The organism is Paenibacillus sp. FSL H8-0280 (genome assembly GCF_045040665.1).
GTDB classification, from domain to species: Bacteria; Bacillota; Bacilli; order Paenibacillales; family Paenibacillaceae; genus Paenibacillus; species Paenibacillus xylanexedens_A.
This window is the reverse complement of the sequence record NZ_CP150296.1, coordinates 3,585,630-3,610,042: the sequence shown is the minus strand read 5'-3', so window position 1 is coordinate 3,610,042 and position 24,413 is coordinate 3,585,630. Positions and strand designations below refer to the sequence as shown.

Sequence of the window (24,413 nt, the reverse complement as noted above, 5' to 3'; positions counted from 1 at the left end):
GCTTACATTTATCTTACAGGTCTAAAAAAAGACAGACAATCTAAAAAATGTGACGTATTATATAAAATAATTGACTTTTTTAGGAAGGAGATGAAACGATGGTTCATACGGTTTCTTATGCTTTTCGTAATGACGATACATCAATCATGACACTTGACTCTATTGGATGGCAGATCGTTTCTAGCGAAGAATATCGTTGTCCAAGTGATGATAGACCGGACCCGGGGCACGTCGTTTTTCAATACACACTTAATGGTCAGGGTTATCTGGATATTGAAAATCAAACGATTCCTTTACCAAAAGGACATGCCCTACTTGTTAAAATCTCTGGAGAACATTGCTATTACTATAAACAAGAGAACAACGAACCCTGGGAATTTATATGGATCAACATTCGCGGGGATGAAGCTAACCGAATTTGGGATATGATCCATGATAATGAGGGACATGTCATTCGACGAAACGCGGACTCTCCCTTGATTCAAGAGTTATGGCAAATTATCCATTTGATTCATCAAGAGAAAGTTACGGACAAGTATCGCTTGTCCATGCAAGTCTATCGGTGGTTGCTTATCTTGGTACAGACGAGTCGAGATGCGGAGAAGGATATCGGTGCCTTATCCATAACAACGATTGAAAAATGTAAAAAGTTCATTCGAGAGAATTATGCCTCCCCTTTGACACTGGATCTGCTGGCCAGTCATTGTGATATCAATAAACACTACTTGTGCAGGTTATTTCAGAAATCCGAGAAAACATCACCGTTAGCCTATCTCAAAGACAGACGCATTGAGGTTGCAGTACGATTACTACGTACAACGGAACTTCCGATTTCCCAAATTGGTCAACAATGCGGCTTTGAGAGTCCCAGCTATTTCGGCAAAGTTTTCCGTCAATATATGTCCATGTCTCCCAAAGAATATCGCATGAATAAGCTAGAGTTTCCTTACGAGGCCATCTATTATGAATAGCTAAACTCGCTGTTTGCTAGTTGTCCTTGGCTCGGGAACTGCTCTTGTACCAATAAAACAAAAAAAGCCGCTAGAATAGCGACTTTTAATGGAACTATATTCTTTCTTGTGTACTTCGATACTGCTGCACTTATTGAGCGGTGTATCCTCCGTCTATGATCAGGCTATTTCCTGTCATATATGAAGAATCGTCGCTAGCTAGGAATAGAACGGCTTTCGCCATCTCTTCTGCTTGACCCAGACGTTTCATTGGTGTTGCCGCAGAAAGTGCTTGCTTGCTCTCTTCCGGGATAATCGGTGTATCGATGAAGCCTGGGCAAAGGGAGTTCACCCGAATATTCTGCTCAGCATACTCCAGCGCGAGGGAACGAGTCAGATTCACAACGCCGCCTTTAGCTGCATTGTAGGCTGCTGATCCAGGCGAACCAACCCAACCGTACATGGACGCTGTGTTGACGATTGTGCCTCCGCCAATTTTCAGCATTTCGCGGATCGATTCACGCGCAACCAAGAATACGCCGTCCAGATCAACATTGACCGTATTGCGCCATTCGGTATAATCAAGCTCATGCGTCGGATGAACACGTCCGATTCCCGCATTGTTGAATACGATATCCACTTGACCAAATGTTTCTACGGTTTGTTTGAAAATCTCAGCAACCTCTTCTTCACTTGTTATGTTTGCTTTAATAAAGAGAGCCTCTGCTTTAAGCGCTTTCAGTTCCTGCTCAAACGCCTTGCCTTTCTCTTCATTCAGATCCACCAATACCACTTTAGCTCCTTCGGAAACGAATAAGCGAGCTGTCGCTGCACCAATCCCGGATGCTCCTCCTGTGATGACTGCAACTTTATCTTGAAGTTTGCCCATGAATAAATCCCCCAGTATAATATTTTGAATAGCGCCTATATAAATAGTGCTATATGATGTTTACAAAACTAATTCTATGCTTAAAATTGTAACAATCCAATCATTAAGATGTGACCAAGTGTCTACCTCGTAGACACTTTATAAAACTATGTCTATATTTATAGGAGTTTTTTTGAATGAATAATGAACTTATTGTGACATCTCAACATCGTAATCGAACCAAGGAGCACCTAAAAACCGCTCTGATTCAGCTCATTAAGAAAAAAGGATTCCATGGTGTTTCTGTCAAAGACATCGTTGATCAGGCGGGTTATAATCGCAGCACATTTTATTTACACTACCAGGATAAATATATTCTCGCCGAAGAGTTGTTGAGTATGACACTCGAAGGATTGAGGGGCGCAGTAGGCAAACCCTATTGGCACGGTCAAAAGGTTTCAACAAACAAGCTGGATGCCGAATCTTTTCAAATCGTGGATTATATCTACGAACACCGTGACTTCTTCGAACTGATTCAATACGATGATACGTTACCTGGTTTACATACAGGCTTTCCACAAACCATACTCAAAATCTATCAGGAGCAATTTGTCTTTGAGACAATTAACAACTCCCCAGTGAACATGGACTATTTCAAGTACTATACCGCCTACGGTTTTTTTGGACTGTTGAACAATTGGATATTAAGCGGATATCGTGAATCACGCGAGGCATTTATCAAAAACGTGATTGAACTCACCAAAACGCATATTCACTCTTTTCATTATGTCGGTAACACGTTTGAATCTTGATCTCAAGTAAGTTGATTTGAACATCACGATGAACGATATGTCTGCCTTAGATAACAGGCCAGTTGCAGATGGAGCAGATGCTCCTGATTACTCAGGGACATGCCCAGAATCTCTTCGATTTTATGAATACGCTGATACAAAGTATTGATATGAATATGAAGTGCTGCCGCAGCTTGGACCGCAGAACTTCCGCACGCCATATACGTCATGAGAGTTTCCTCTAGTCCGCCGGTCTGCCCTTTGGCAGGCCGAAGCGGCTCAAATATCTCTGCCATAAATGCATTTAAATCCTCAGCCGGTTGCCGGATAAACAACCGGTTAACACCAATATCCGTATATCGAATCGTCCCCTGTTCTCCTCTTGTCTTCTGGTATGCAAGCGCCTTGTCCGCTTCCTGGTATCCCGTATTAATGGCATCAACCCCAGACCGCACTGAACTTAATCCCCCCAACAATTTCACATGATTACGATGTTCCCACTCCGGCAGCAATGCGCTGAACTGTTGTTCCAGTTTGCCTGGCTTGTGCGACTCGTTTAGCATAAGCAGTACTGTAATTCGTCTTTCATTGCCAAACGCAATGGGCAGCGCGCCTGCTGGCATTTTGTCTCTTAGATAAGCTACCAATTGAACAGACAATGCGCTAAGTGTAGAAGGGTTGACCCACTCCGCGAACTCCAGCAGTCCCACCACGATGGAGGTTGAAGGAACGATTCCGATCTCCCCGGACTTCTGCCAATAATCCTCTGAATCCTGACTGAGCCTCAAATCGTTGAAAAATTGCTGTGTTTTTTTAAAATAAAATTCGGCCAGGGACTGTTTGCGCATCAATTCCAGGGCCAAAATGGAGCTTCCCTGCTCCAGCGCAATCAACTGCAATGGTTCAAGCTTTGTGTTCATCTGGATAATGAGATAACCAAGGCACTGATTGGCTGAAGCGATTGGATACAGATATTGATACGATCGGTCGGCTTCTCCCTCGATACACGTCAGATAATCTGGATGATGCAAGGATTCGTATAAGCTGCGAAGACTTTCTGTATTCCAGCCATTCATGATTTTGCTGCGTTTCGGAATCCATTCGTTGTCGATAAAATCCACAAAGGTCATCGGTACGCCAATAACACGTGTCAGTTCGTTAACAATAGATACCACGCCCTTATTTTGCAGCGAAAGCCGCATAAGCGAGGAGTGAATCTCATCCCGTTTCATGAGTGTCTCGTTCTGTTTGCTCAGATTCTCGTACAGTTTGGCATTGGTGATCGCAATCGAAACCTGATCTGCAAAGCTTTGCAGCAGTCGCACATCCGACTCCGTGAATAGCGGGACCCTTCCTTTTTGATAAACGATTAACACACAATCCGATTGGCCTTCTACCTTGATCGGCACCGAAATAATTGAACCTATATCTTGAAAATTATACGCCGAATTCAGATGATATTTGTTCTCCGATGTCATATTGCCAAAGTCGTCTTCTACTGTAGATAAACCGTTGTAGAGCTTTGGTGTACCTCGCTTAAAGGTGTTCCCGATGATCCCTTCACCTGGCTTCAGTTTCATTCTCAGCATGCCTTCACCCATCTCCCCTGCTCTTGCCTTGACCGTCAACGCGTCGATCGCAGGGTCATACCTCCACAACACACCTATGCACTCATAAGGGATAACCGATAATGCACTTACCAAAATCCGTCCAAGCAACTCGTTCAGATCCAGAAGTTGAGTCACATCCCTGATGCTGTTCATGATTTCATTCAAGGCTCGTTCATTCTTGCTTGCCACAGCTTCCGTATAGTATGGGTAAAGTAAAGACGACAGTGTAACTAAATCTTCCGCAGAAAACTCCCAGTTCTTAAATACCCGGATAGCCACACATATATTGTTATTGTATGGAAGAAAAACTAACATATTTTCTTCTGATTCCCGTTCTACTTTGGGATGTTGCAGTGGAAGCTGTTCCGCAAAACAAGGCGGTGTACTTTCTCTTCTGCCTATCGCTTCGATCAGTACCCAATCCGCCCAGTTACTGCTGATCCACACCTCATAATCGCAGTTTCCCAAGCGTTCTTGCATGATTTTATGTAAGATTCCATTCAATGCAGCCGCCTCCTGTCAATGTAGGTTTTCACATCATGATTCAGATAATTATACAGAGATATACATTGTCTTGAAACCCCTACATCATGTAACTTTAAAGCAACACAGAAATTTAGTTAACATTTGATGAGAAAGAAGGTAACGCGATGTCTAAAATCATGCACAGTAAACACTTCAAGTACATTGTTCTCACTCTCTTGTTTCTCGGCTGGTGTCTTGGCAACCTGGATCGTTTCGTCATCAACTATGCCATTGTAGGCATTACTCAGGATCTAGGCCTAGGTGCTTCCGCACAAGGAATTATCCTCAGCAGCTTTTTTCTCGGATATGCCATTATGCAAATTCCAGGCGGAGCACTCGCCGACCGTTTCGGTTATCGGAAAGTTATTCTCGTTTCCTTGTTCTCCTGGTCTGTGTTCACTATTCTGACGGGTTCAGCCTGGTCGTTGTTCTCTCTTATCTTTGTTCGTTTCCTGTTTGGGATTGGAGAAGGTAGCTTCTTCCCTTCCGGTTCCAAGGCGATTGCCACGAACTTTCCCATTAATCAGCGCAGTGGAGCCATGTCCATTATGCTATCATCCGCAGCCATTATGGGGGTAATTACTCCGATTCTTACCGGACATGCCCTTGTGACTATTGGCTGGCGCAACCTGTTCTATATCATTGGTGCGGTAGGGATCCTCATCACAGCCTTGATGTTCTTTTTATTAAAAGAACCCGCCAAGCCTGCACTTGCGAACTCCCGTTCGAGCCAACAACCCAAAACGTCACTGAAAACCGTCCTGAAGACGCCCATGATCTGGAATTTGTTCATCAGCTATTTCAGCATTTATGCAGTGAACTGGGGACTTCAATCCTGGATGCCGACGTACATGGTCAATGTCCGAGGACTGGATATGACTCAAATGGGACTGCTCGCCGCCATTCCGGCTTTGGTCAGCATTTTCACCATGATTCTCAGCGGCTATGTGCTTGACCGTATCCCGGCAGGCAAAGATCGAATTATCGCTTCCGTGTTCGGTGTACTTGTGGCCTTGTTCCTGTATCTGATGGGCTCCGCGGGCAGCATCACCACATTCATTACGTACATGACAATCGTTACGGCAATGGCCGGATTTATCTCAACACTGATCATTTCGAAGTCCCTTAAAACGATGCCCGAATCTGTCGTCGCAACAGCCAATGGATTCATTAACACAGGAGCTCAGCTTGCAGGTTTTCTGACTCCGATGCTGATCGGATTCCTGGTTGAAGCTTCCGGGGGATCTTATGCCACCGCCTTTATGATGCTGATCGCTTTCGCTCTGATCTGCTCCATTACCTTGATGTTCTCTCGTCGTTCGAATTCGGATCAGGATAACACAACTGAGATGCAAGCAAAAGCTGTATAAACACAAGAGTTTGCTACCACATGTTACTTCGACATTTAGTTCATGTTCTATACGACAATACAACCATTTTAACGAATAAGAGGTGCTATGAATTATGACTACAACTGTAGATTTGACCCAATATATCTCGGAAGCCATTGAAGGAAAACGCGATATGTTCACCAATGCCAGTGACCAAATCTGGGGCTTTGCAGAGACACGTTTCGATGAATTTCAATCAGCAGAGCTGCTTATGGGGATGCTGGAATCCGAAGGTTTCACGATTGAGAAAGGTGTGGCAGGATTGGAAACCGGGTTTATCGCTACCTATGGTTCGGGGTTGCCCGTTATTGCTCTATTGGGCGAATACGATGCCCTGGCTGATCTCAGCCAGGAAGCCGGAATCAGCACATATCAACCTGTTCAGCCGCGTGGAAACGGTCATGGATGCGGGCATAATCTGCTCGGCATTGGTGCATTGGCTGCTGCAGTTGCGGTCAAAGACTATCTTCAGGAACATCCGGAAAACCCAGGAACGGTGCGCTTTTACGGATGTCCTGCCGAGGAAAGTGGATATGGTAAAACCTATCTGGCTCGCGAAGGTTATTTTAAAGATGTAGATGCCGCTCTCTCCTGGCATCCTCATTCCTTGAATGCCGTTATGCATGGAAGCTCCAATGCTGTCATTCACGGCACATTTACCTTTAAAGGCATTAGTGCTCATGCCGCTGCCGCTCCTCACCTGGGACGTAGTGCTCTCGATGCGGTTGAGCTGATGAATATCGGTTCGAACTATATGCGTGAACATATGATTGATCAGGCCAGAATTCATTATGCGATCACGAACTCAGGCGGCTTGGCTCCCAATGTAGTGCAAGCGGAAGCCGAGGTCACTTATCTCGTTCGAGCTCCCAAGAGCGCACAGGTACGTAGTCTGTTTGAACGTCTGGTGAAAGTGGCCGAAGGGGCTGCCCTGATGACCGAAACAACGATGGACTTCAAATATGAAGGCGCCTGCGCCAACCTGATTCCGAACAGTACGCTTGAAAAAATAATGCATCAACATCTCGTTGCCTTCGGCGCACCTGAGTATGAAGAGGATGAATACAATTATGCCAAAGCGATCTATGAGACGCTGCCCCTACAGAACCAACAGGAAGCTGGCGCGTTAGTTGGCCCTGAGCTTGCGCCGCTTTTGGCTGAACGCCCCCTACCAAATTTTATTGCTCCGTATTCGGATGAGCGGGAAACGTTCATGGGTGGTTCAACCGATGTAGCAGATGTTAGCTGGAATGTGCCGACAGCACAATGTATCACGACCACGATGGCCTTTGGCACGCCGCTTCACGCATGGCAAACCGTTGCTCAGGGCAAGAGCAGCTTTGCTCACAAAGGCATGTTGCTCGCAGCTAAAGCGATGGCGGCTACGGCCATTGAATCCATTTTACATCCAGAGATCGTCAAGGAAGCGCAGCAGGAATTACTGGACAGACTCGGTGGGGAATCCTACGACTGTCTCGTTCCGGCAGATGTGCAACCTCCGAAACGGGGAGAATAAGACCGTGAGGTTCAAAGACGTATTTTCTATTATTGGTCCAGCCATGGTTGGACCTTCAAGCTCCCATACCGCTGGAGCAGCACGGATTGGACGTACAGCTAGACATCTGTTCGGGGAGTGTCCCTCACATGCTGAGATCCTCATGTTTGGTTCTTTTGCCGCAACGTACAAAGGACATGGAACCGACACCGCCATCGTGGGTGGTCTGCTGGACATGGACACGGATGACCCCGGATTGCCTGATGCATTTGCCCATGCAGACACTGCTGGTATGGAAACCATCATCCGTCCGGGGACGGGGCTGTACCCTCATCCGAACACGGCCGAGATTGCATTAACCAACGCTGCGGGAAATCGTACATTGAATATGGTAGGCACATCGATCGGTGGAGGAAATATCGAAATCGTCCGGATCAACGGCTATAACCTGAAATTGACGTCGCTCTATCCTACACTCATCATCCGTCACAGCGATGAACCGGGCGTCATTGCCATCGTCACTCGGTTGCTCGTGGATAATCACATTAATATTGGACACATGTCCGTGGATCGAAAGAATCGGCGCGGTGAAGCTATGATGGTACTAGAATGTGATGGCAAGGTGGATCCTGCCGTGGTCCGCCAGATCGAAGTCATTCCAGAGGTCCAGGAAGTCACTCTACTCTGTCTTTAGCTTAAATATCTGACTTCAGCTTTCTCAAAAAAAGGAGTTTCGCCAATGAATTTTCGAACGTTAAAACAACTTGCTGAACTGGCGGAGACCCGTAATCTCACCCTCGGCCAGCTCATGCTGGAAGAGCAATGTCATGAATCGGGCGAAGACAAGGATGCTGTCTTCAACCAAATGCAAGAATACTATGAAATTATGAAAAGTGCGGTGCATCAAGGTCTGCATACCGATACTACTTCCAAAAGCGGCTTGACTGGCGGAGATGCCCGCAAACTGATGGGTTACCGCGCAGATGGACAATCCTTACTTGGCGACCATGCCAGTCTGTCGATGAGTTACGCCCTTGCAGTTTCTGAGGTCAACGCCTCGATGGGTCGAATTATTGCTACACCGACGGCGGGTTCCTGCGGCATCATTCCCGGTGTATTTATTAGCAGCCAGGAACGGTTTGGGTGGTCCGATGAACAAATGGTTTACGGACTGTTCGCGTCTGGAGCCATTGGTTACGTCATCGCCAACAATTCGTTCATATCTGGTGCGGAAGGAGGTTGTCAGGCGGAAGTGGGTTCTGCCATCGGGATGGCAGCCGGGGCGTTGGTGGATATCCGGGGCGGGTCCCCTTCTCAGGCGATTCATGCCGTTGGACTTGCTCTGAAAAACACCCTTGGCCTGATTTGTGATCCGGTAGCCGGATTGGTCGAGATACCATGCATCGTGCGCAATGGCTTTGGTGCAATTACTGCTCTGGGAGCCGCCGATATGGCTCTTGCTGGCGTACGCAGCGTCATCCCTTCGGATGAGGTAGTGCAGGTCATGCTGGAGGTTGGATCAGCCATGCCTGAATCTCTTCGCGAAACAGCCGGCGGCGGCCTCGCCCAGACACCAACGGGACGTAAAATTACAAGGGATTTACAGTACAAATAAAAAATGGGCATGTCATTTACACGAGAGGAATAAAAACCTCGAGATAAATGCATGCCTAATAATAAAAGGGACTATAACACCAGCTGGACAATGTTTTCTAGCGGCAAAATAATTAATGCTCTAGGGTTGCAGAAAATTGTTCAGTGCCATTTTTATTAATTAAAGCAACTTCAAAATCAGATACCCATGTAAGTTCACCTAGATGTTTAGCATAGGCGAATTCATCTGGTTGTTCTGATATGACCTTCTCTAAAAGTACTTGCGTACCATCTCGTTGTAAAATAGATAGGAATATATCCATGCTTTCTACGTTATGATGACATATGACTTTAGCATTGTACTTCTTATTAGGACTCTTTACGGTTTTTCTCCAAGTCCATTCATTTACATAACCTAACGCCTCTATTTGCAAAGCTATCTCCCTAAATGGATCAACCTCCCAATTATTACGTAGAGCAAGTTTCTCTATGCCCTCCATTAGCAGGCGAAGCGTAGCCTTTTTTTTCTCCAACTCATTTTTTTCATTAAAGTCATTCAAACTAAATTGGATCGGTACCGAACACACACCAGAAACGTTAACAATACGTTCATCCGTAATGTTTTCTATACACTCTATTAGGACTTTCCAACAATCTTTCGTTTTGTATTTCCCAAATAGACGTTCATACATCGCTGTAATACAGCGAGTTTCCAAACTAAAAGAGCGTCTTTTCCATTTCCAATTCAACGCATAATCTAATTTTGTTGCTTCGTTGGACTCACATTTTTGTTTTTTCATTATAGATTCAATATTTTCATCATCTACAATATACGGTAAATCCAAATTAAATTCTTTTAGATACATCTGGTTTTCTCCTTAGATTACTCCCGATGGTAAGTACACTATTAACTTTTATCCAAACTTGAAGCCCAATTTTTAAAGCAATTAAGCATCTCTTCTAAATTTTTTGCTCCCCCTGCACTGTGAAACACTCCCTCTCTCACGATACAGTAGAACCAATCTTCTTCATTTCTCTCTTCTTCAATCGAATCAAATGGTACATCTTCTAAATATGTATCCGTCAAATCGATTTCGACAGACCAACCAGGATTATCCACCGTATCAATTCGCACACCGTATGAATGTTCCCAATCACCGTCACAGTTTTCATAATACCAGCTTTGAATCCATTTTAGGGTATCCATCATCGTGACCTCTTTTTGTTTTTCTACTCTAGGGACTTATTATTTAAAGGAATCCTCATGCCATGTTTCATGCTTTTTTTGTATGAATTACCTTTTAGTAATAATTTGCTTTTTTTATGTAGGGTATACTTAAAAGCAAGGGGAAAACTTTATTTCAAATCAAGGAGGTTATTATGAAAAAAATAATATTATTTATCTTCATTAGTATGATTATACTTGCGGGCTGTTCTAACAAGGATGAGAAAGTGAATTATCCAGTTTTCGAGGGCACTGTAGTATTTAAAACAGATGAAAATGACAAGTACAAATTTCTTGTACTACAAAATATAAGTAAGGAAGATCTGGAGAATGGAAATCTTGAGGATTTTATAGAACTAGCACGAGACCAGGAAGCTTCGTATTATTTGGTTGATAGAGAAACATATGAAACATTTGAAGTAGGGCAAAGAGTAAGAATCACTGCTGGCTTAGACCAACTAGAACCCTCGCCACCCATTAGAACGGTTGTGAGTCTTGAACAAATCAATGATTAAAACTTATTAAATATGAACTATTTTAAGTTATGTATCATTCTCTCTTTCGAAATATATTTCCCCAAATGATAAAAAGACCTTAACGTTTTAAAGCAAAAGTAAGGTCTCTTTATCATTTTAATTTCAAGATCAGAGTTGAATCACGTGCAGTTAAATCCGATCACCCGGTTCTCTCCTTTTATTACGCAATAAACCCTCCCGAAATTCAGGCAAATCAATACTAAGGCTTTTGAGGTTTTTTAATCATCTCTACGCCGTCAAAGGTAAGGCTGTCAATATCCGTTTCCTTTTTCAACATATATTTATCAAAGAACGCCTTTGTATAAGAAGTGATAATGTTGCGCTGTTCCATCGCGTCCCGGGTTCCTCTGGATGCTTTATCCGTAGTTGTAAACAAGGAATCGGAGAAGTCACCATGGACTACATTATCAATAATGGCAAAGTAGGTGTCCTTGCTGTTGGATTCAAGTAGAAATGCATTCGTATTATAGGCAAGCACGGTGCTGAGCTGCATGAAAGGTTTCTTAAAATCGCTATCCAAGGCACCTAACATATTACCGTCAAGATTTACTGCGCCGACAAATCGGTCATCGTCACGGCTAACAATTGCCGCTGTCGTTCCTCCAAAAGAATGTCCGAACACACCCATTCCGATATCAAGCTGCAATCTGCCTTCAAACATGGATTCCATGTCACCTGTATTCATTTTGTACAAGTTATCTGCAACATATCGAATATCCTCGCTCTGTAAAACGGCATATTTTGCAAACTTGACTGCTTCAGGCGCGGAAGTTAATTTGCGAGCAATCTCAATTGCTTCTTCTTCCTCAAGCTTCTCAGTCACAATTTCAGGTGGAGTTAGGGTGGCCGCTTCCATTCCGTATTTCGTTACCTCGTCCATAAATTTCTCTGACAACCCAACCGTTCGTCCATCTTTAAGTTTGTACACACCACTTTCGGCATGGCCGATGGATACTACAATATAGCCAGCGCTTGCCAGGTCTTGTGCGAACAAAGTGCCTTGCTGTGGGTAAGCACCAGCGCCATGAACAAAGAATAAAACCGGATATTGTTTTTCCTTTTCAGACAAGGCCAGATCGTCGTAAGACCATGTCTTGAAATTGGAATCAAAAAGTTGCTCACCACCCGCCGTTCCTCCTAATCTAACCAAAAGCTCATCCCTTAGTGAATGAAACTCCGGAAATGCATACTCTGCCGTCGGTTTGCCCTCATTGCTGTCGGACGGATAGAAAAATAATGCCGTCAGTTCTCTTTCTGAATGGTTAGATGCTGTGTACTTGAAGTCCATCTGTGTACGTCCGACCGTATAACTTCCCGTCGGTTTCGGAAACTCATTCTGTGCGGAAGCAACGTTATTTTCAGGTTTCTGAATTTCCTCCTGTGTGGAAGTGCCGCTATTAGTGCTACTGCAAGCGGAGAGCATGGTCAGTGAGAGAAGAGTTGCCAGAATCGTTGTCAGTCTTTTTTTCATCATTTTTCCTCCAATTTGTATTCATGCAACTATCATAAACGGAGGAAAAAAATAAAAAATCGTACAAAAGGGCAATCCCCAAGTGTACGATCGGGCAAATCTATGAAATGTTTGATTATAAATGTAATATTCCACGTTCTATCGCAACAGCGACGGCCTGCGGTCTCGAATCTACACCCAATTTAGTGTAAATACTCGTTAAATGAGTCTTTACTGTCCGTTCGGATATTCCCATATCAAAGCCGATCTCTCTACTTCGAGCTCCACGGGCAATCGCTTGAAGTACGATCAGCTCTTTGTTTGTAAGTGATATTTTCGATGAGGGGGACTCTTTCGCCTTTCCTGATGCATTGTGAGCGAATACTTTCTCGCTGATCTCCGGTAATAGCAACGTTTCCCCTCGCATTGCTGCATCAATCGAGCGAAATATCATCTCTCTTCCCGTGTCCTTTAGCAAATACCCTTTAGCACCTAAAGCCAGCCCGCGGATCATCATTTCATCCTCGTTATATGTAGTCAAAATAATGATCGGTATATCCATTCCTTTAGCTCTGAGCGCTGTCATGGTATCAAGGCCGCCCATTTCAGGCATGTTTAAATCCAATAGAATAATGTCCGGCTTGTAAGTATCTACCCGTCGAATCGCTTCCATACCGTTAGATGCTTCTGCAACTACCTCGTACCTTTGATTGGTTTCCAGGATCAGCTTAAGTCCCTCACGAACGACAAAATGGTCGTCCACGATAAGAATCTTGATTGTCATACGGTGGTGTCCTCCTGTTGTAATGGAATGCGAACAGAAACTTTGGTTCCCTGCTTTCCGCTTTCAATTTCGATCTCCCCGCCCATAATTCGGGTTCGTTCATATAAGCCAATTAAGCCATAACTACCGGATTGTTTCTCGATGAGGTTGGTATCGAACCCTATTCCGTCATCCGTTATGCTTAGCTCGATTTCGTTTTCCCGTGCAGCAACCACGACTTCTACATTCGTAGCATTAGCATATTTAGCTGTATTGGCCAAGCATTCTCGGATGATATGTAAGCTATGTTCGAAGATCAACTTCGGCACTACCAGATGGGGCATCGATAATCGAGTGAAAATACGAATCCCTGTTATATGTGAGAAATGTTCAACCTCTTCCTTCACTGCTTTAGAAATATCTATGACCTCTGCAGAATACGAACGCAAGTCGTCAATTGCGCTTCTCGCTTCTGAAAGCGTGCGCTTTGCTTGGGCTTTTGACAACTTAACAATCTCGTGTGCACGATGGTTATTATCATTTTCTAAATGCGCATCCACGGCATCAAGCTGCATGATCAGACCTGCCAGCCCTTGTGCAAGGGTATCATGTAAATCACGGGCCATCCTTTGACGTTCATTGGCAATCGTTAGCTCCTCCACTTTCCTGTGCGCTCGTTCCAATTCACGTAAAAACGACTGGGTCCGCAATTTGGCACGAACTTGTTTATAGAACAAAGCAGCATAGCCGATTACGAAAAACATGATGAAGAAGAGCGATGGTACTGTAGATGGCAAATCCTCGGTAGTCCCGAGCCAAACCAGGGAGACAGAAAACAAGGTGCAGTAAAAGATACATACCAGAAGCACCTTCATCCGTTGAGCGTATACGCCAATACTCTGACCCGCCAAAGCTGTCAATAGACTTACAAAGATGAGAGAATGAGCATTAGGCATAAATAACGCACACCCCCAGACAATACATCCTTGTGTCACAAAATAAATCCAGGGTCTTCGATCGACAACATATCCGGCATACCAATGCAGCAGAATGTGAACCAGAATGAGGGCTGTAAACATCATAAATTCAAACCATGTGGGCAACATCGGTAGCTGGGAGTACAATGCAGAAAAATAAATCAGAATACCCCAGATCAAAGCAGGCAGACGAGAATCACGCAGAACATTTTGAATATCAGATCGGGAGCTTGTATACGGTTGGTTTATCGAATAATCACTCATGCTTGATCACCTCTATCAGGTACTATTTCAAAACAATCTTCCTAAACACAAAAAAACGGTACATTACTGTACCGATCATTGACTCACTCCATCTATGTTAATGTACGAGGTGTCTCGAAGTCCAGCTCCAGCAGAATCGTCACGATCACACGCAGCCTTACCGCCACGCACTATCCCCTGATCAATTTTCTTCTGTGAGCATGTATTCTTCTATTCTGCTGCTATACTCCCCATTTTCATTTCATGGTCGCCTGCTCCTTCCAGGAAGACCGTCACATGTTCTCCAATACACCAGCTGCAGGCTTTGTCTCTTTATACATAAAGTAATCAAAATCGGCATGTTTTCGGGTTCCACCTAGATCCTGCACACAAAGACCGACATAGGTTCCCGTAAACCGGATATACTCCGGAGATTCATCGGACAGATGTGTGATATCAACCCACTCGCCTGCTGTATTCCAGGATGAATCACTATTTAACGAATAATAAAAGCGGGCGCGATCTTGATCCACCACAGCCTTTAAACGGAGCGAGCTCACCAACTCTAGCGGAATATCCTCCAGTAGTTCGTCGTAAACCCCGTATTTGGACTGAATGATTCCCAGGCAGAGCCCTTTCTCTTCATGATAAGTTACACGTAAGTAGAGATAATCCTGGGTATCGTAGTACAAAATCAATCCTGCCATTTGCTGTGGATGGTCCGGCGCAAATTCCAGACACGTCTCGGCTTCACACTCCAAGGCCTGAAGTCTTCGTGCGATCATGCTTTGCCTGTGCGTTGAACTCATCGACTCCATGCCGTGCAAGCGTAAGTAACCGGGACGTTCCGTCAAGCTGAGCCAAGTCGAATCGGGTGGAATGCGAAGTGTATTCCAATCATGCCGAAGCTCAAAGTGATCGAAATGATCTATTTCAGCAATCGGCTCAAACGGATGGGACGGGATCATCGGTGCAGGCACCTGAACCTCCGGATATCGGTCACCGCTCGCAAGTCTGAGCCAGCCGTCCTCGCTCCACGTACAGGGCTGAAGTGCGGTCTCACGTCCAAGAATGCAATATTTGTGATGAACGGGTCGTCCGACCAGATGAGCCATGTACCATTCGCCGGTATGCGTTTCGACTAGACTACCATGGCCTGCCTTTTGCAGAGCTAAATCCGGTCTGCCGTATGAAGTGAGGATCGGATTGGAAGGATCGACCTCGTAAGGGCCTTGTAACGTACGGGAACGTGCTGCGGTAACCGCATGCTCATAACCGGTTCCTCCTTCAGCCGTAATGAGATAGTAATAGTCTTTGTGTTTGTACAGATGGGGTGCTTCGGTCAGGCCTAATTCTGTTCCCTTAAATATGTTCATGGCCGGTCCGATCAGCTTATGTTCCTGGACGGAATATTCCTGCAGAACGATGCCTGCAAACCGGTTGTTGCCCTTACGGTGATCCCATATCATATTGACCAGCCATTTGCGTCCGTCTTCATCATGAAACAGGGAAGGATCAAAACCGCTGCTGTTCAGATACACCGGTTCGGACCAAGGGCCCTCGATATCCGTTGCTGTCACAAGGTAATTGTGGGTATCTTTAAAAGCGCCTACCCGGCTTTTGACATCGGTGTAGATCAGGTAAAACACACCGTTGTTGTAACTAAGACAGGGTGCCCATACGCCTCCGGAATTAATGTTGCCCTCCATGTTCAACTGCGTTACACGAGTCAGCGGAGAAGCGATTGGCCGCCAATGAACCAGATCCCGGGAATGGTGAATCCGTACACCAGGGAACCATTCAAAGGTGGAAGTGGCGATATAATAATCCTCCCCCGCTCGGCATATGGACGGATCGGGATGGAAACCGGGAAGGATGGGATTGGTGATCATTTTCTTGATCTTATTCATGGAAGAAACCTCCGGTATGAAAGTAATGATCTGTACAACAACAGATACACAAAAGGTGGATATCAGTACCAGCCTAGCGCTTTTTTGCCGGCTTCCAGGGCGGTTACGATCCGCTCGACATCATATATATTCCCTCTCCAAGTCCCACCGCTGACCGATTGCAATGCAGCCCAGAGCTTTGTATCATCCGGCAAAGCTTCATCAGGACGCATATCGGGATGAAAGGACCTTTGTGCCAGGATGAGAGCACCTTCTTCCGGTGAAAACTCCAGATCGCCTTCTCCGACAAAGTTAATGCTACCCTCCAGCGTGTTACGATCAACCGCGATGTCAATTAGGTCTCCGTTCCGCAGTTTGCCAATCGGTCCGCCTGCCAGCGCTTCGGGGCCAACATGACCAATACACGCTCCGGTGGAAACACCGGAGAACCGGGCATCCGTAATCAGTGACACGTATTTGCCAAAAGGCAAATGTTTAAGCGCAGAGGTTAGCTGGTACGTCTCCTCCATTCCGGTTCCCGATGGACCTCGCCCGAGAAGCACAACAACGTCGCCAGCCAGAATACCTCCGGTCTTAATCGCATGGATCGCCTCACGTTCAGTGGTAAACACCTTTGCTCTGCCGCGATGACGGTATACGCCATGCTCATCCAGCACAGCAGGATCAATAGAGGTGGATTTGATGACAGAACCTTCTGGAGCGATATTCCCGGTTGGAAATGTTACGGTCGAAGAGATTCCAAGCCGCTGAGCGTGTTCAACACTCATGATGACACTGTCCGGATCGATGCCGTCCTGCTCTTTTAACTGCTTCCGCATGAGATGACGGCGTTCCGACGATTCCCACCAGTCCAATACCTGACCCAGTGAAGTACCTGTAACCGTTGGTACAGAGTCATCCAACAGACCAAGCTGTCTGAGGTGGAGCATGACCTCCGGTACACCTCCGGCCTGAAAGACACGTATGGTCGGATAAAAGATCGGTCCGTTTGGCAGGGCACTAACCAGCCGCGGAACATTTTTGTTGACCTGTATCCAGTCCTGTACCGTGGGTACGGTTAAACCCGCTGCATGGGCAATCGCCGGTATGTGAAGAAGCAGATTGGTCGATCCGCCAAACGCGGCATGAACGGTCATCGCATTGCGAATGGATGCATCCGTGACAATGTCTGCCATCCTCATCCCCTGAGACTCCATATGGATGAGTGCACGTGACGATTGGCGTGCCATTTCAAACCAGATGGGTTGCCCGGAAGGTGCAAGCGCGGCATGTGGCACTGTCATACCCAGTGCCTCTGCTACAACCTGGGCCGTAGCCGCGGTACCTAGAAACTGACAGCCTCCTCCCGGTGTAGCACAAGCTCGGCATCCTAAATCCGAAGCCATTTCCAGAGAAAGCTCCCCGTTGACGTACCGTGCACCGATGGTCTGAATTTTACCGGCATCCTCTCCATCGGTAGGCGGAAGTGTGACGCCACCGGGAACGATTACACCAGGCAATTGCGGCATGCCGGCAAGTGCGAGCATCATCGCTGGAAGACCTTTGTCACAAGTGGCGACACCAAGCACGCCTTTACGTGTCGGTAGCGAGCGAATCAGTCTGCGAAATACCATAGCGGCATCGTTCCGGTACGGGAGTGAGTCAAACATGCCGGTTGTCCCCTGTGATCTGCCGTCACAGGGATCGCTGACATATCCAGCAAACGGGATTCCTCCCCGGCTTGACAGTTCTTCTGCGGCAGCCTTCATCAGCAGGCCGACCTCCCAGTGGCCCGTATGGTAACCGAGTGCTGCCGGGCTGCCGTCTTCATTGCGTATGCCACCTTGTGTACTTAAGATCAGAAATTGTTTTCCGTTCAATTCCCCGGGCTTCCAGCCCATTCCAACATTCTGGGACATGCCAAACAAGTCGCCGCTTGGAGCATTCCGCAGCAAATCATCCGTTAAAGGCAGACGTCCGGCAGCCCCTGGAGCATGTGCTATGATATCGAAGCAGTTGGACGCGGTCTCTCCCATAATCGACGTAATCTGTTCGTACATGATAGCCTCCCACAGTTTATGACTTCACGAAGACCGTTTTGATGGCCGTGAAAAACTCGATAGCCGCTTGCCCCTGTTCTCTGGAGTGTGAACTTGACATCTTCATTCCGCCAAACGGAGCCTGCAGCTCTACGCCGGCCGTTTCTGCATTAATTCTGACGAGTCCTGCATCCATGTCCCGGATGAAAGACAACATGGCTCCGACGTTCTGTGTATAGATGGAAGCACTCAAGCCATAATCGCTATCATTAGCCGCTTCGATGGCTTCCTCCAGGGAATCTACCGCAATCAAGGCCAGGACCGGGCCAAAGATTTCTTCCCGGGCGATGGACATATGGGATTCGACCCCTTCAAATACGGTCGGCTGCACATAGAATCCCTCTTCGAGTCCCGGACCGTCCCCTCTTTTTCCGCCAGCGAGTAGAACGGCGCCTTCATCTTGGCCTTTTTGAATATAACTCAGCACGGTATTGAGCTGTCCTTCGCTTGCACATGGACCCATCCAGCTTCCAGAAGACATGCCGTCACCCAGCCGGATTTCCTGGATTTGCGAGAGCAGCTTTTCTTTGAAGGCATCGTATACTTTCCGTTCAATAATGACCTTGCTGGTGGCCGTACATTTTTGCCCGGTCGATTTCAACCCACCGCTGATCGTGGCTTCCACAGCCAAATCCAGGTCAGCGTCAGCCGCGATAATAATCGGGTTTTTCCCACCCATTTCAAGTTGATACTTGGCCCCACGTGCCAGTGCTGCACCGCCGACCCGTTTGCCCACTTCATTGGAGCCTGTGAACGTTATTCCCCCCACATCCGGATGCTCAGCAAGTGCAGATCCGATCACTGAGCCTCTGCCGCATACCAGATTAAGAACGCCTGCCGGAATGCCCGCCTCTTCAAAACACTCCATTACTTTGGCCGCAGTGACCGCAGTTTCCTGAGCAGGCTTTAACACAACCGTATTGCCGTAGATCAAGGCCGGAGCCGTTTTCCAAATCGGAATGGCTACCGGGAAATTCCAAGGAGCAATAACCCCTACAACGCCAAGGGGTACGCGGGTCGTAAACATCAGCGCTTCGCTGTCCGTTGATGGAATGACATCCCCGGTTTTTCGCATGCCTTCTCCAGCGTAATACCTTAAGATCGCGACACCGCGCAGTGTCTCTCCTTTGGCTTCTGGGAGTGTTTTGCCCATTTCCCTGGTCATCGCCTCTGCAACTTCATCGGCCCGGCGTTCCAGCACATTGGCTGCCTGAAATAGATAGTTGCCGCGTTCCGCACCCGATAACCTCCGCCAATCTTTTGCTGCTTCCTTCGCCGCTGCAACAGCCCGGTTCAGATCCTCTACGCCTGAGGTGGGTACGTAGCCAACTACCTCCTTCCGATTCGCCGGGTTGATGCTCGGTTCGGTTTCACCGGATGTCGCCTTTACCCATTCTCCATTAATGTAATTGCTGTATGTCTGCTCTACCTGAAATGTGGTCATCGCATTCATCCTCCTTGTACATTAGTTTGAAATGACTGGATTAATAAGTGTCCCGATATCGCTAATGGATATTTCAATGCGGTCCCCTGGTGCAAGTGTAAAATCATTAGGGGGCACAATGCTTGTGCCTGTCAATAACACCGTACCGTCAAACAGATCGTTATCTCTGGCCAGAAAGGAGACCAGCTCATCGAGTTTTCGGTTTAACTCACTTGTGCTTGCCTCGCTTTTGACAACTATTTCTCCTTCACGATATATTTCGCAGACGATGCTGAACGCATATGGATTCTGCACCGTTTCCGCTAGACGAATGGCCGGACCTATAGAGCAGGAATTGCGCCACATTTTTGCTTGTGGCAGATACAGCGGGTTTTCCCCTTCAATATCGCGGCAACTCATGTCATTGCCAACGATGTATCCCACAATGCTGCCATCTGCGGCAAGCACCAACCCCAGCTCAGGCTCCGGGATCTGCCAATTGGAATCGCTGCGAAGCGTGACTGCCTCAAGCGGTCCTATAGTGCGGGCTGCTGTAGATTTAAAAAAGATCTCCGGTCTTTCGGCATCATAAACTTTATCGTAAAAGGTCTTTGCATCCAGCTTGCCTTCCGTTGCTTCATAATTTCGTGCTTCGCGGCTGCGCTGATAAGTCACACCCGCCGCCCATACTTCCGGAGCTTCCAATGGAGTGATTAGATGTAAGGAAGTCCACTCGTCAGTTAACTTGTTTAATGGTTTAAAAGCGCTTTCAACAAGTTGAACTGGAGAAATCCCCTGCTTTCTTGCTTGATAGATCAAAGTCATAAAGTCAGCTTGTGGCAAACGATACGCTTGTTCATCATCCGTAACGGCTGCCAGCCACTTCTGTTGTCCGTCCAGAAATCGAATAATTCTCATTCAAGCTTGCCTCCATTTTTCCCCATCGGGTTGATAATACTACCATAGCACCCGCTATGGTTCATGACGATGTTCTAATCACTCCGATGATTTACCCTTTTCACGCATTTTTTTCTGTTAAGATGAGGTTAGATCCATTAAACTAAAGATAATTTACGAGGACACTCCGATGACAGGATGTTGGAATATAGAATAGTACAAGGGGGTTGGTTTGCTGTGACCAAGCTTTCGGATGCTGTGTATTTAGGTCGTCTACCCGATGTTCGCATGTCTTTTCAATTATTGGGGCTGCATGCAAGAAAAGTAGATTCCAGCTGGACTTATCCGTCTCATGAACATTCAATGTATGAAGTGCACTGGATGATGGACGGGCAGATGAACATGGTTGTCAACGGGCAGTCTTATCGTCAGTCGGTTGGTGACCTTCTGTTCATCCGGCCTGGTATGACCCACTCTTGCACCGGAGCCGGACCGGAGGGGTTCACTTATTTTTCCGTGCATTTCAGCATACACGATACATCCTTTTGCAGAGAACTTAACCGTTGCAAAGACATCTATTATCCGGCAAATTCGAATTTGGCTCTGGGGCTCTCCCCTTCCCTGTCTACCTTGTATAGTTTGGCTACAGAGCATTTGTCTAGCTCGCTATCTTCCTCCAAACAAATGAAGGTACACGCCGCCGTGTTTGAACTGCTCGGTTCCCTGGTCGGTCAGTTATCTCAGCAAGCATCCGTTACGTTGTCGAGAAAAGAAACCATTGCCCATCAGATTGCTGAGCACATTGAGGATTCGGTAAGGTATATCCATCTTCACGGGGAAATTCAGGAGAGCGATCGAACCTGGATTCAGGACATTGCCAAATCGCTGAGCATAAGCCCGTCACAGGTTAATCGTATTTTTCGGGAGGTATACGGCATCGCTCCACGCAAGTTTCTATCCGAAACCCTTCTGAACGAAGCGCAGCGGCTGTTAAAGCAAACCGACTTGAACATAGACCATATTGCGATGATGCTGGGGTATAAGACCAATGCGCATTTCAGCCGCCAGTTCAAGCGGTGGACAGGCATCGCGCCAAGCGAATATCGCAGCCATTCGCAACAGGCCGGAGAAGCCAACGATGCGGATGACTAAAAGTTTAATCATAAAAACCCCAATTGTCTGAGCCGCAGAGGCTGAGTGGTCAATAAAACAGCTACTGGATGACCAGCAGCTGCTTTGTTTTGTCTGGATTGCTCAGATCATGTGTTTGAGGATTACGCTAAAATAAATGATGCAAGGCTTGCACTTCCAGAACCTCTGTACGTAAAAAACAAAGCCTGTATACCATCCGGAATGGTCATCTCGACTGAATAGGGTTTCCAATGATTGGTGAAATGTACCGGAATTGTACCCAGGACAGGACCGTTCCATGCGGTTTTGACCTCAAATACCCCGTGGCAATATCCCCGTACCTTGATCGAGACCTGGCGAATTCCTCGGCAATCAAAGTATTTAAAACCTGCCGTTGCGGATTCAACCATATTGGCGATATATCCGACTTCTTCATCACCGTCTCTACCCTCCTGGGTGATCTTTGGAAAGCGGCTGTCCAGCCAGGCTCCTGCCCCGAAACCTCCAGTGTACTTCTGATCATCTTTGGTCAAAAGATTACATGCAATATATGCGGGGTACTCGCCTTTTCCTTCAAGCGGTCTCCCACTTGGACCAGAGGAGGTCATTTCCACCTGAGGAATGCTGCCGTCCTCTTCAAAAGATATCTTCTCAATACAGCCCTGCCGGTTGAATGCGTCCCCATTGGTATGACGGTGATAGAAGACATACCAGTCTCCGTTGATCTCCACAATGCTGCCATGGTTATTGCCTCCATAATACATGGGTTTGTCAGCAGGTTTGTAGGAGTCGATATGGAGATCACAGTTGCTTACGATGACGCCCTGATATGTAAATCCTTTATTTGGAAATCGACTGGTGGCATAACATAATTCATGCATAACGATGGAGGAATACACCAGATAGTAGGTATCACCTCTCTTCCGGATGGAAGGAGCCTCAAAAAATTCATGGCCCTCATAACCGCTGCCCTCACTGTAAGGCTCGCTCGGTGCTACGAATATGGGTTCTTCCACAATCGTCAGCATATCCGGACCTAGCATCGTGGCCATCGCGCCATGTCTTGATTGGTCTCCGGCCGCACAGAAGCCGGTATACAGATAAGTGTGCTGTCCTTCAGTCATCACGCCGGGATCGAACTGGGGCTCGTCCCCTTCTCTTTCTCCCAGACGAGTGCCGTCGTCATATTGTACATAACCATAGAATTCATATTTACCAGCAGGTGCATCACATACAGCCACGGAAACAACGGGTACCTTATCCAGCACATAATACAGATAATACCGCCCATCGGGACCCAGCGTAACATCTGGCGCGTACAAGCACATATGGCCATTCGGATTCAGCGGGTCATCTGTTTTTCGGTAGATCACCCCTTCATTTCTCCAATTCCCCAGGTCATTTACGGGTGCAGACCAGCATACATAATCGTTCAGACAGAAGGCATGTCCGTTAAAACGGTCATGTGAACCATACACATACACTCTTTCATTGAATACATAAGGCTCACTATCAGGTACGTACTCCCAGGATGGAAGATATGGGTTAAACCCCTGCTTGTTCATTCCAGCTACACTCCTCATATAATCGTAATAGTACATTCGTTCTATGAAATGATGATAACTCTCGTATAATAGAAAATAGCTAAGTAGTGTATTGAATATTCTTATCTACAACTTAAAGAGAAAGGGGAAGAACCATGACCTCTATTTTTTACGTGGAATGTGACGCGGTACATCAGAACCATTTTGTTTTTGATATCCCTGAAGGGCATGATGCCTGGTTATTAGTCATTACACAGACCCCTGCCCAGTTTTGGGTTGATGGACAACTTAAGGAATACCCGGCTCATTGTGCTGTACTTTTCAAACCGTATCAAAAAATATATTATCGGGCTTGTTCAGAGCGCTATATTAATGATTGGATTCGTTTTGAAAGTGATGAACCGTTTGTAACCGATACCTCCCTTCCGCCAGGCACACCTTTCCCGCTGGATGATCCGGAATACTGTCATAAGCTGTTCCAATTGCTTGTTGCAGAGCAATCCTTTCAGAACGATTACCGGGAATCATCCATCAATTGCTTGCTGCGAACCTTGTTCAATAAATTGCTTGAGTCTTGTGTCCAAGAGGATATTAGTCCTCAGCACTATCCTCTGTTGAAGCTTCGAACGGCAATTCATAACCATCCCAGCCGTCCTTGGACAATATCAGAAATGGCGAAGATCATAAACGTCAGTCCAGGGTACCTGCAGTTAATGTACAAGAAATCGTTTGGCCTCTCGTGTATGGAGGATGTTATTCATAGCAGAATACGTTTGGCCAAAGAATATCTCAGACATCATATGTATACGGTTGCAGAGATTGCCGATCGATGCGGTTACCGTAATGTCGAGCATTTTTGCAGGCAGTTCAAACAGATGACCGGTTCCTCGCCTAAGCAGTTTCATAAACGACGTGAAGGTGTCCCGGCTGACATAACAGAGTTGGGAGCTAAATCTCACTCTTAAGAGGGATGTACGTAGATCATTGGAAAAATTCTCACTTTGTCCAATAAT

21 protein-coding genes are annotated in these 24,413 nt (G+C 46.4%); 9 read left to right on the top strand and 12 right to left on the bottom strand.

The genetic code is table 11. The annotated features are described in order from the left end of the window. Positions 1–98 precede the first annotated feature (98 nt). Positions 99–971, top strand: coding sequence for an AraC family transcriptional regulator (locus MHI12_RS15970; RefSeq protein ID WP_074095228.1), 873 nt, complete (start codon positions 99–101; stop codon positions 969–971). 130 nt (positions 972–1,101) lie between these two features. On the opposite strand, the gene MHI12_RS15965 is transcribed toward MHI12_RS15970, so the two are convergent. Continuing rightward, positions 1,102–1,839: an SDR family NAD(P)-dependent oxidoreductase gene (locus MHI12_RS15965; RefSeq protein ID WP_405169687.1), complete on the bottom strand. Its 738-nt coding sequence runs from the start codon at positions 1,837–1,839 to the stop codon at positions 1,102–1,104. A gap of 176 nt (positions 1,840–2,015) precedes the next feature. Between MHI12_RS15965 and MHI12_RS15960 the strand changes: the two genes are divergently transcribed. Beyond that, the gene (locus tag MHI12_RS15960; protein ID WP_076253168.1) at positions 2,016–2,630 is read left to right on the top strand and encodes a TetR/AcrR family transcriptional regulator; all 615 of its coding nucleotides are present in this window, start codon (positions 2,016–2,018) and stop codon (positions 2,628–2,630) included. Between the two features lie 23 nt (positions 2,631–2,653). On the opposite strand, the gene MHI12_RS15955 is transcribed toward MHI12_RS15960, so the two are convergent. After that, a complete protein-coding gene (locus tag MHI12_RS15955) occupies positions 2,654–4,723 on the bottom strand; it encodes a helix-turn-helix domain-containing protein (RefSeq protein ID WP_338586888.1) in 2,070 nt (689 codons plus the stop codon). A gap of 146 nt (positions 4,724–4,869) precedes the next feature. Here MHI12_RS15955 and MHI12_RS15950 point away from each other — a divergent pair, with 146 nt between their 5' ends. From MHI12_RS15950 to sdaAA, 4 genes are all read left to right on the top strand, one after another. Next, on the top strand, positions 4,870–6,114 hold the full coding sequence (locus MHI12_RS15950) for an MFS transporter (protein ID WP_405169686.1): 1,245 nt from the start codon (positions 4,870–4,872) through the stop codon (positions 6,112–6,114). A 94-nt stretch (positions 6,115–6,208) separates the two neighbouring features. Then, positions 6,209–7,651 carry a M20 family metallopeptidase gene (locus MHI12_RS15945; RefSeq protein ID WP_405169685.1) on the top strand — a complete coding sequence of 481 codons (1,443 nt, stop codon included), beginning with the start codon at positions 6,209–6,211 and terminating at the stop codon, positions 7,649–7,651. 4 nt (positions 7,652–7,655) lie between these two features. After that, complete coding sequence (sdaAB, locus tag MHI12_RS15940; RefSeq protein ID WP_340914556.1) at positions 7,656–8,324, top strand: L-serine ammonia-lyase, iron-sulfur-dependent subunit beta; 669 nt, start codon at positions 7,656–7,658, stop codon at positions 8,322–8,324. Positions 8,325–8,369: 45 nt separating this feature from the next. Further along, positions 8,370–9,245 carry an L-serine ammonia-lyase, iron-sulfur-dependent, subunit alpha gene (gene sdaAA, locus MHI12_RS15935; protein WP_405169684.1) on the top strand — a complete coding sequence of 292 codons (876 nt, stop codon included), beginning with the start codon at positions 8,370–8,372 and terminating at the stop codon, positions 9,243–9,245. A 112-nt stretch (positions 9,246–9,357) separates the two neighbouring features. Here sdaAA and MHI12_RS15930 read toward each other — a convergent pair whose 3' ends face one another. Then, the gene (locus MHI12_RS15930; protein ID WP_405169683.1) at positions 9,358–10,089 is read right to left on the bottom strand and encodes a hypothetical protein; all 732 of its coding nucleotides are present in this window, start codon (positions 10,087–10,089) and stop codon (positions 9,358–9,360) included. Positions 10,090–10,130: 41 nt separating this feature from the next. After that, the gene (locus MHI12_RS15925) at positions 10,131–10,433 is read right to left on the bottom strand and encodes an immunity 53 family protein (RefSeq protein WP_405169682.1); all 303 of its coding nucleotides are present in this window, start codon (positions 10,431–10,433) and stop codon (positions 10,131–10,133) included. 170 nt (positions 10,434–10,603) lie between these two features. On the opposite strand from MHI12_RS15925, the gene MHI12_RS15920 reads away from it, so the two are divergent. Beyond that, a complete protein-coding gene (locus tag MHI12_RS15920; RefSeq protein WP_405169681.1) occupies positions 10,604–10,963 on the top strand; it encodes a DUF3221 domain-containing protein in 360 nt (119 codons plus the stop codon). 220 nt (positions 10,964–11,183) lie between these two features. On the opposite strand, the gene MHI12_RS15915 is transcribed toward MHI12_RS15920, so the two are convergent. From MHI12_RS15915 to MHI12_RS15885, 7 genes are all read right to left on the bottom strand, one after another. Then, the gene (locus MHI12_RS15915) at positions 11,184–12,458 is read right to left on the bottom strand and encodes a choline esterase (RefSeq protein WP_405169680.1); all 1,275 of its coding nucleotides are present in this window, start codon (positions 12,456–12,458) and stop codon (positions 11,184–11,186) included. Positions 12,459–12,570: 112 nt separating this feature from the next. Continuing rightward, entirely contained in the window at positions 12,571–13,218 is a 648-nt protein-coding gene (locus tag MHI12_RS15910) for a response regulator (protein ID WP_405169679.1), read from the bottom strand. Further along, positions 13,215–14,438: a sensor histidine kinase gene (locus MHI12_RS15905; protein ID WP_405169678.1), complete on the bottom strand. Its 1,224-nt coding sequence runs from the start codon at positions 14,436–14,438 to the stop codon at positions 13,215–13,217. Before MHI12_RS15905 ends, MHI12_RS15910 begins: the two co-directional genes overlap by 4 nt. A 272-nt stretch (positions 14,439–14,710) precedes the next feature. Continuing rightward, entirely contained in the window at positions 14,711–16,327 is a 1,617-nt protein-coding gene (locus MHI12_RS15900; RefSeq protein ID WP_405169677.1) for a glycoside hydrolase family 43 protein, read from the bottom strand. A gap of 62 nt (positions 16,328–16,389) precedes the next feature. After that, positions 16,390–18,366 carry a YjhG/YagF family D-xylonate dehydratase gene (locus MHI12_RS15895; protein WP_405169676.1) on the bottom strand — a complete coding sequence of 659 codons (1,977 nt, stop codon included), beginning with the start codon at positions 18,364–18,366 and terminating at the stop codon, positions 16,390–16,392. Between the two features lie 16 nt (positions 18,367–18,382). Further along, entirely contained in the window at positions 18,383–19,849 is a 1,467-nt protein-coding gene (gene gucD, locus MHI12_RS15890; RefSeq protein WP_341007597.1) for an alpha-ketoglutaric semialdehyde dehydrogenase GucD, read from the bottom strand. Between the two features lie 21 nt (positions 19,850–19,870). Further along, the gene (locus MHI12_RS15885) at positions 19,871–20,746 is read right to left on the bottom strand and encodes a fumarylacetoacetate hydrolase family protein (RefSeq protein ID WP_405169675.1); all 876 of its coding nucleotides are present in this window, start codon (positions 20,744–20,746) and stop codon (positions 19,871–19,873) included. Between the two features lie 216 nt (positions 20,747–20,962). On the opposite strand from MHI12_RS15885, the gene MHI12_RS15880 reads away from it, so the two are divergent. Next, positions 20,963–21,877: an AraC family transcriptional regulator gene (locus MHI12_RS15880; protein ID WP_340904747.1), complete on the top strand. Its 915-nt coding sequence runs from the start codon at positions 20,963–20,965 to the stop codon at positions 21,875–21,877. 122 nt (positions 21,878–21,999) lie between these two features. Here MHI12_RS15880 and MHI12_RS15875 read toward each other — a convergent pair whose 3' ends face one another. Next, positions 22,000–23,421 carry a family 43 glycosylhydrolase gene (locus MHI12_RS15875; protein WP_405169674.1) on the bottom strand — a complete coding sequence of 474 codons (1,422 nt, stop codon included), beginning with the start codon at positions 23,419–23,421 and terminating at the stop codon, positions 22,000–22,002. Between the two features lie 134 nt (positions 23,422–23,555). On the opposite strand from MHI12_RS15875, the gene MHI12_RS15870 reads away from it, so the two are divergent. Then, entirely contained in the window at positions 23,556–24,365 is an 810-nt protein-coding gene (locus MHI12_RS15870) for a helix-turn-helix transcriptional regulator (protein ID WP_405169673.1), read from the top strand. Positions 24,366–24,413: the final 48 nt, after the last annotated feature.

What these genes read in the sequence shown, in the direction of transcription:
- MHI12_RS15970 (WP_074095228.1), top strand. Translation starts at nt 99, where the DNA reads ATGGTTCATACGGTTTCTTATGCTTTTCGTAATGACGATACATCAATC.
- MHI12_RS15965 (WP_405169687.1), bottom strand. Translation starts at nt 1,839, where the DNA reads ATGGGCAAACTTCAAGATAAAGTTGCAGTCATCACAGGAGGAGCATCC.
- MHI12_RS15960 (WP_076253168.1), top strand. Translation starts at nt 2,016, where the DNA reads ATGAATAATGAACTTATTGTGACATCTCAACATCGTAATCGAACCAAG.
- MHI12_RS15950 (WP_405169686.1), top strand. Translation starts at nt 4,870, where the DNA reads ATGTCTAAAATCATGCACAGTAAACACTTCAAGTACATTGTTCTCACT.
- MHI12_RS15945 (WP_405169685.1), top strand. Translation starts at nt 6,209, where the DNA reads ATGACTACAACTGTAGATTTGACCCAATATATCTCGGAAGCCATTGAA.
- sdaAA (WP_405169684.1), top strand. Translation starts at nt 8,370, where the DNA reads ATGAATTTTCGAACGTTAAAACAACTTGCTGAACTGGCGGAGACCCGT.
- MHI12_RS15930 (WP_405169683.1), bottom strand. Translation starts at nt 10,089, where the DNA reads ATGTATCTAAAAGAATTTAATTTGGATTTACCGTATATTGTAGATGAT.
- MHI12_RS15925 (WP_405169682.1), bottom strand. Translation starts at nt 10,433, where the DNA reads ATGATGGATACCCTAAAATGGATTCAAAGCTGGTATTATGAAAACTGT.
- MHI12_RS15920 (WP_405169681.1), top strand. Translation starts at nt 10,604, where the DNA reads ATGAAAAAAATAATATTATTTATCTTCATTAGTATGATTATACTTGCG.
- MHI12_RS15915 (WP_405169680.1), bottom strand. Translation starts at nt 12,458, where the DNA reads ATGATGAAAAAAAGACTGACAACGATTCTGGCAACTCTTCTCTCACTG.
- MHI12_RS15910 (WP_405169679.1), bottom strand. Translation starts at nt 13,218, where the DNA reads ATGACAATCAAGATTCTTATCGTGGACGACCATTTTGTCGTTCGTGAG.
- MHI12_RS15905 (WP_405169678.1), bottom strand. Translation starts at nt 14,438, where the DNA reads ATGAGTGATTATTCGATAAACCAACCGTATACAAGCTCCCGATCTGAT.
- MHI12_RS15900 (WP_405169677.1), bottom strand. Translation starts at nt 16,327, where the DNA reads ATGAATAAGATCAAGAAAATGATCACCAATCCCATCCTTCCCGGTTTC.
- MHI12_RS15895 (WP_405169676.1), bottom strand. Translation starts at nt 18,366, where the DNA reads ATGTACGAACAGATTACGTCGATTATGGGAGAGACCGCGTCCAACTGC.
- gucD (WP_341007597.1), bottom strand. Translation starts at nt 19,849, where the DNA reads ATGACCACATTTCAGGTAGAGCAGACATACAGCAATTACATTAATGGA.
- MHI12_RS15885 (WP_405169675.1), bottom strand. Translation starts at nt 20,746, where the DNA reads ATGAGAATTATTCGATTTCTGGACGGACAACAGAAGTGGCTGGCAGCC.
- MHI12_RS15875 (WP_405169674.1), bottom strand. Translation starts at nt 23,421, where the DNA reads ATGAACAAGCAGGGGTTTAACCCATATCTTCCATCCTGGGAGTACGTA.
- MHI12_RS15870 (WP_405169673.1), top strand. Translation starts at nt 23,556, where the DNA reads ATGACCTCTATTTTTTACGTGGAATGTGACGCGGTACATCAGAACCAT.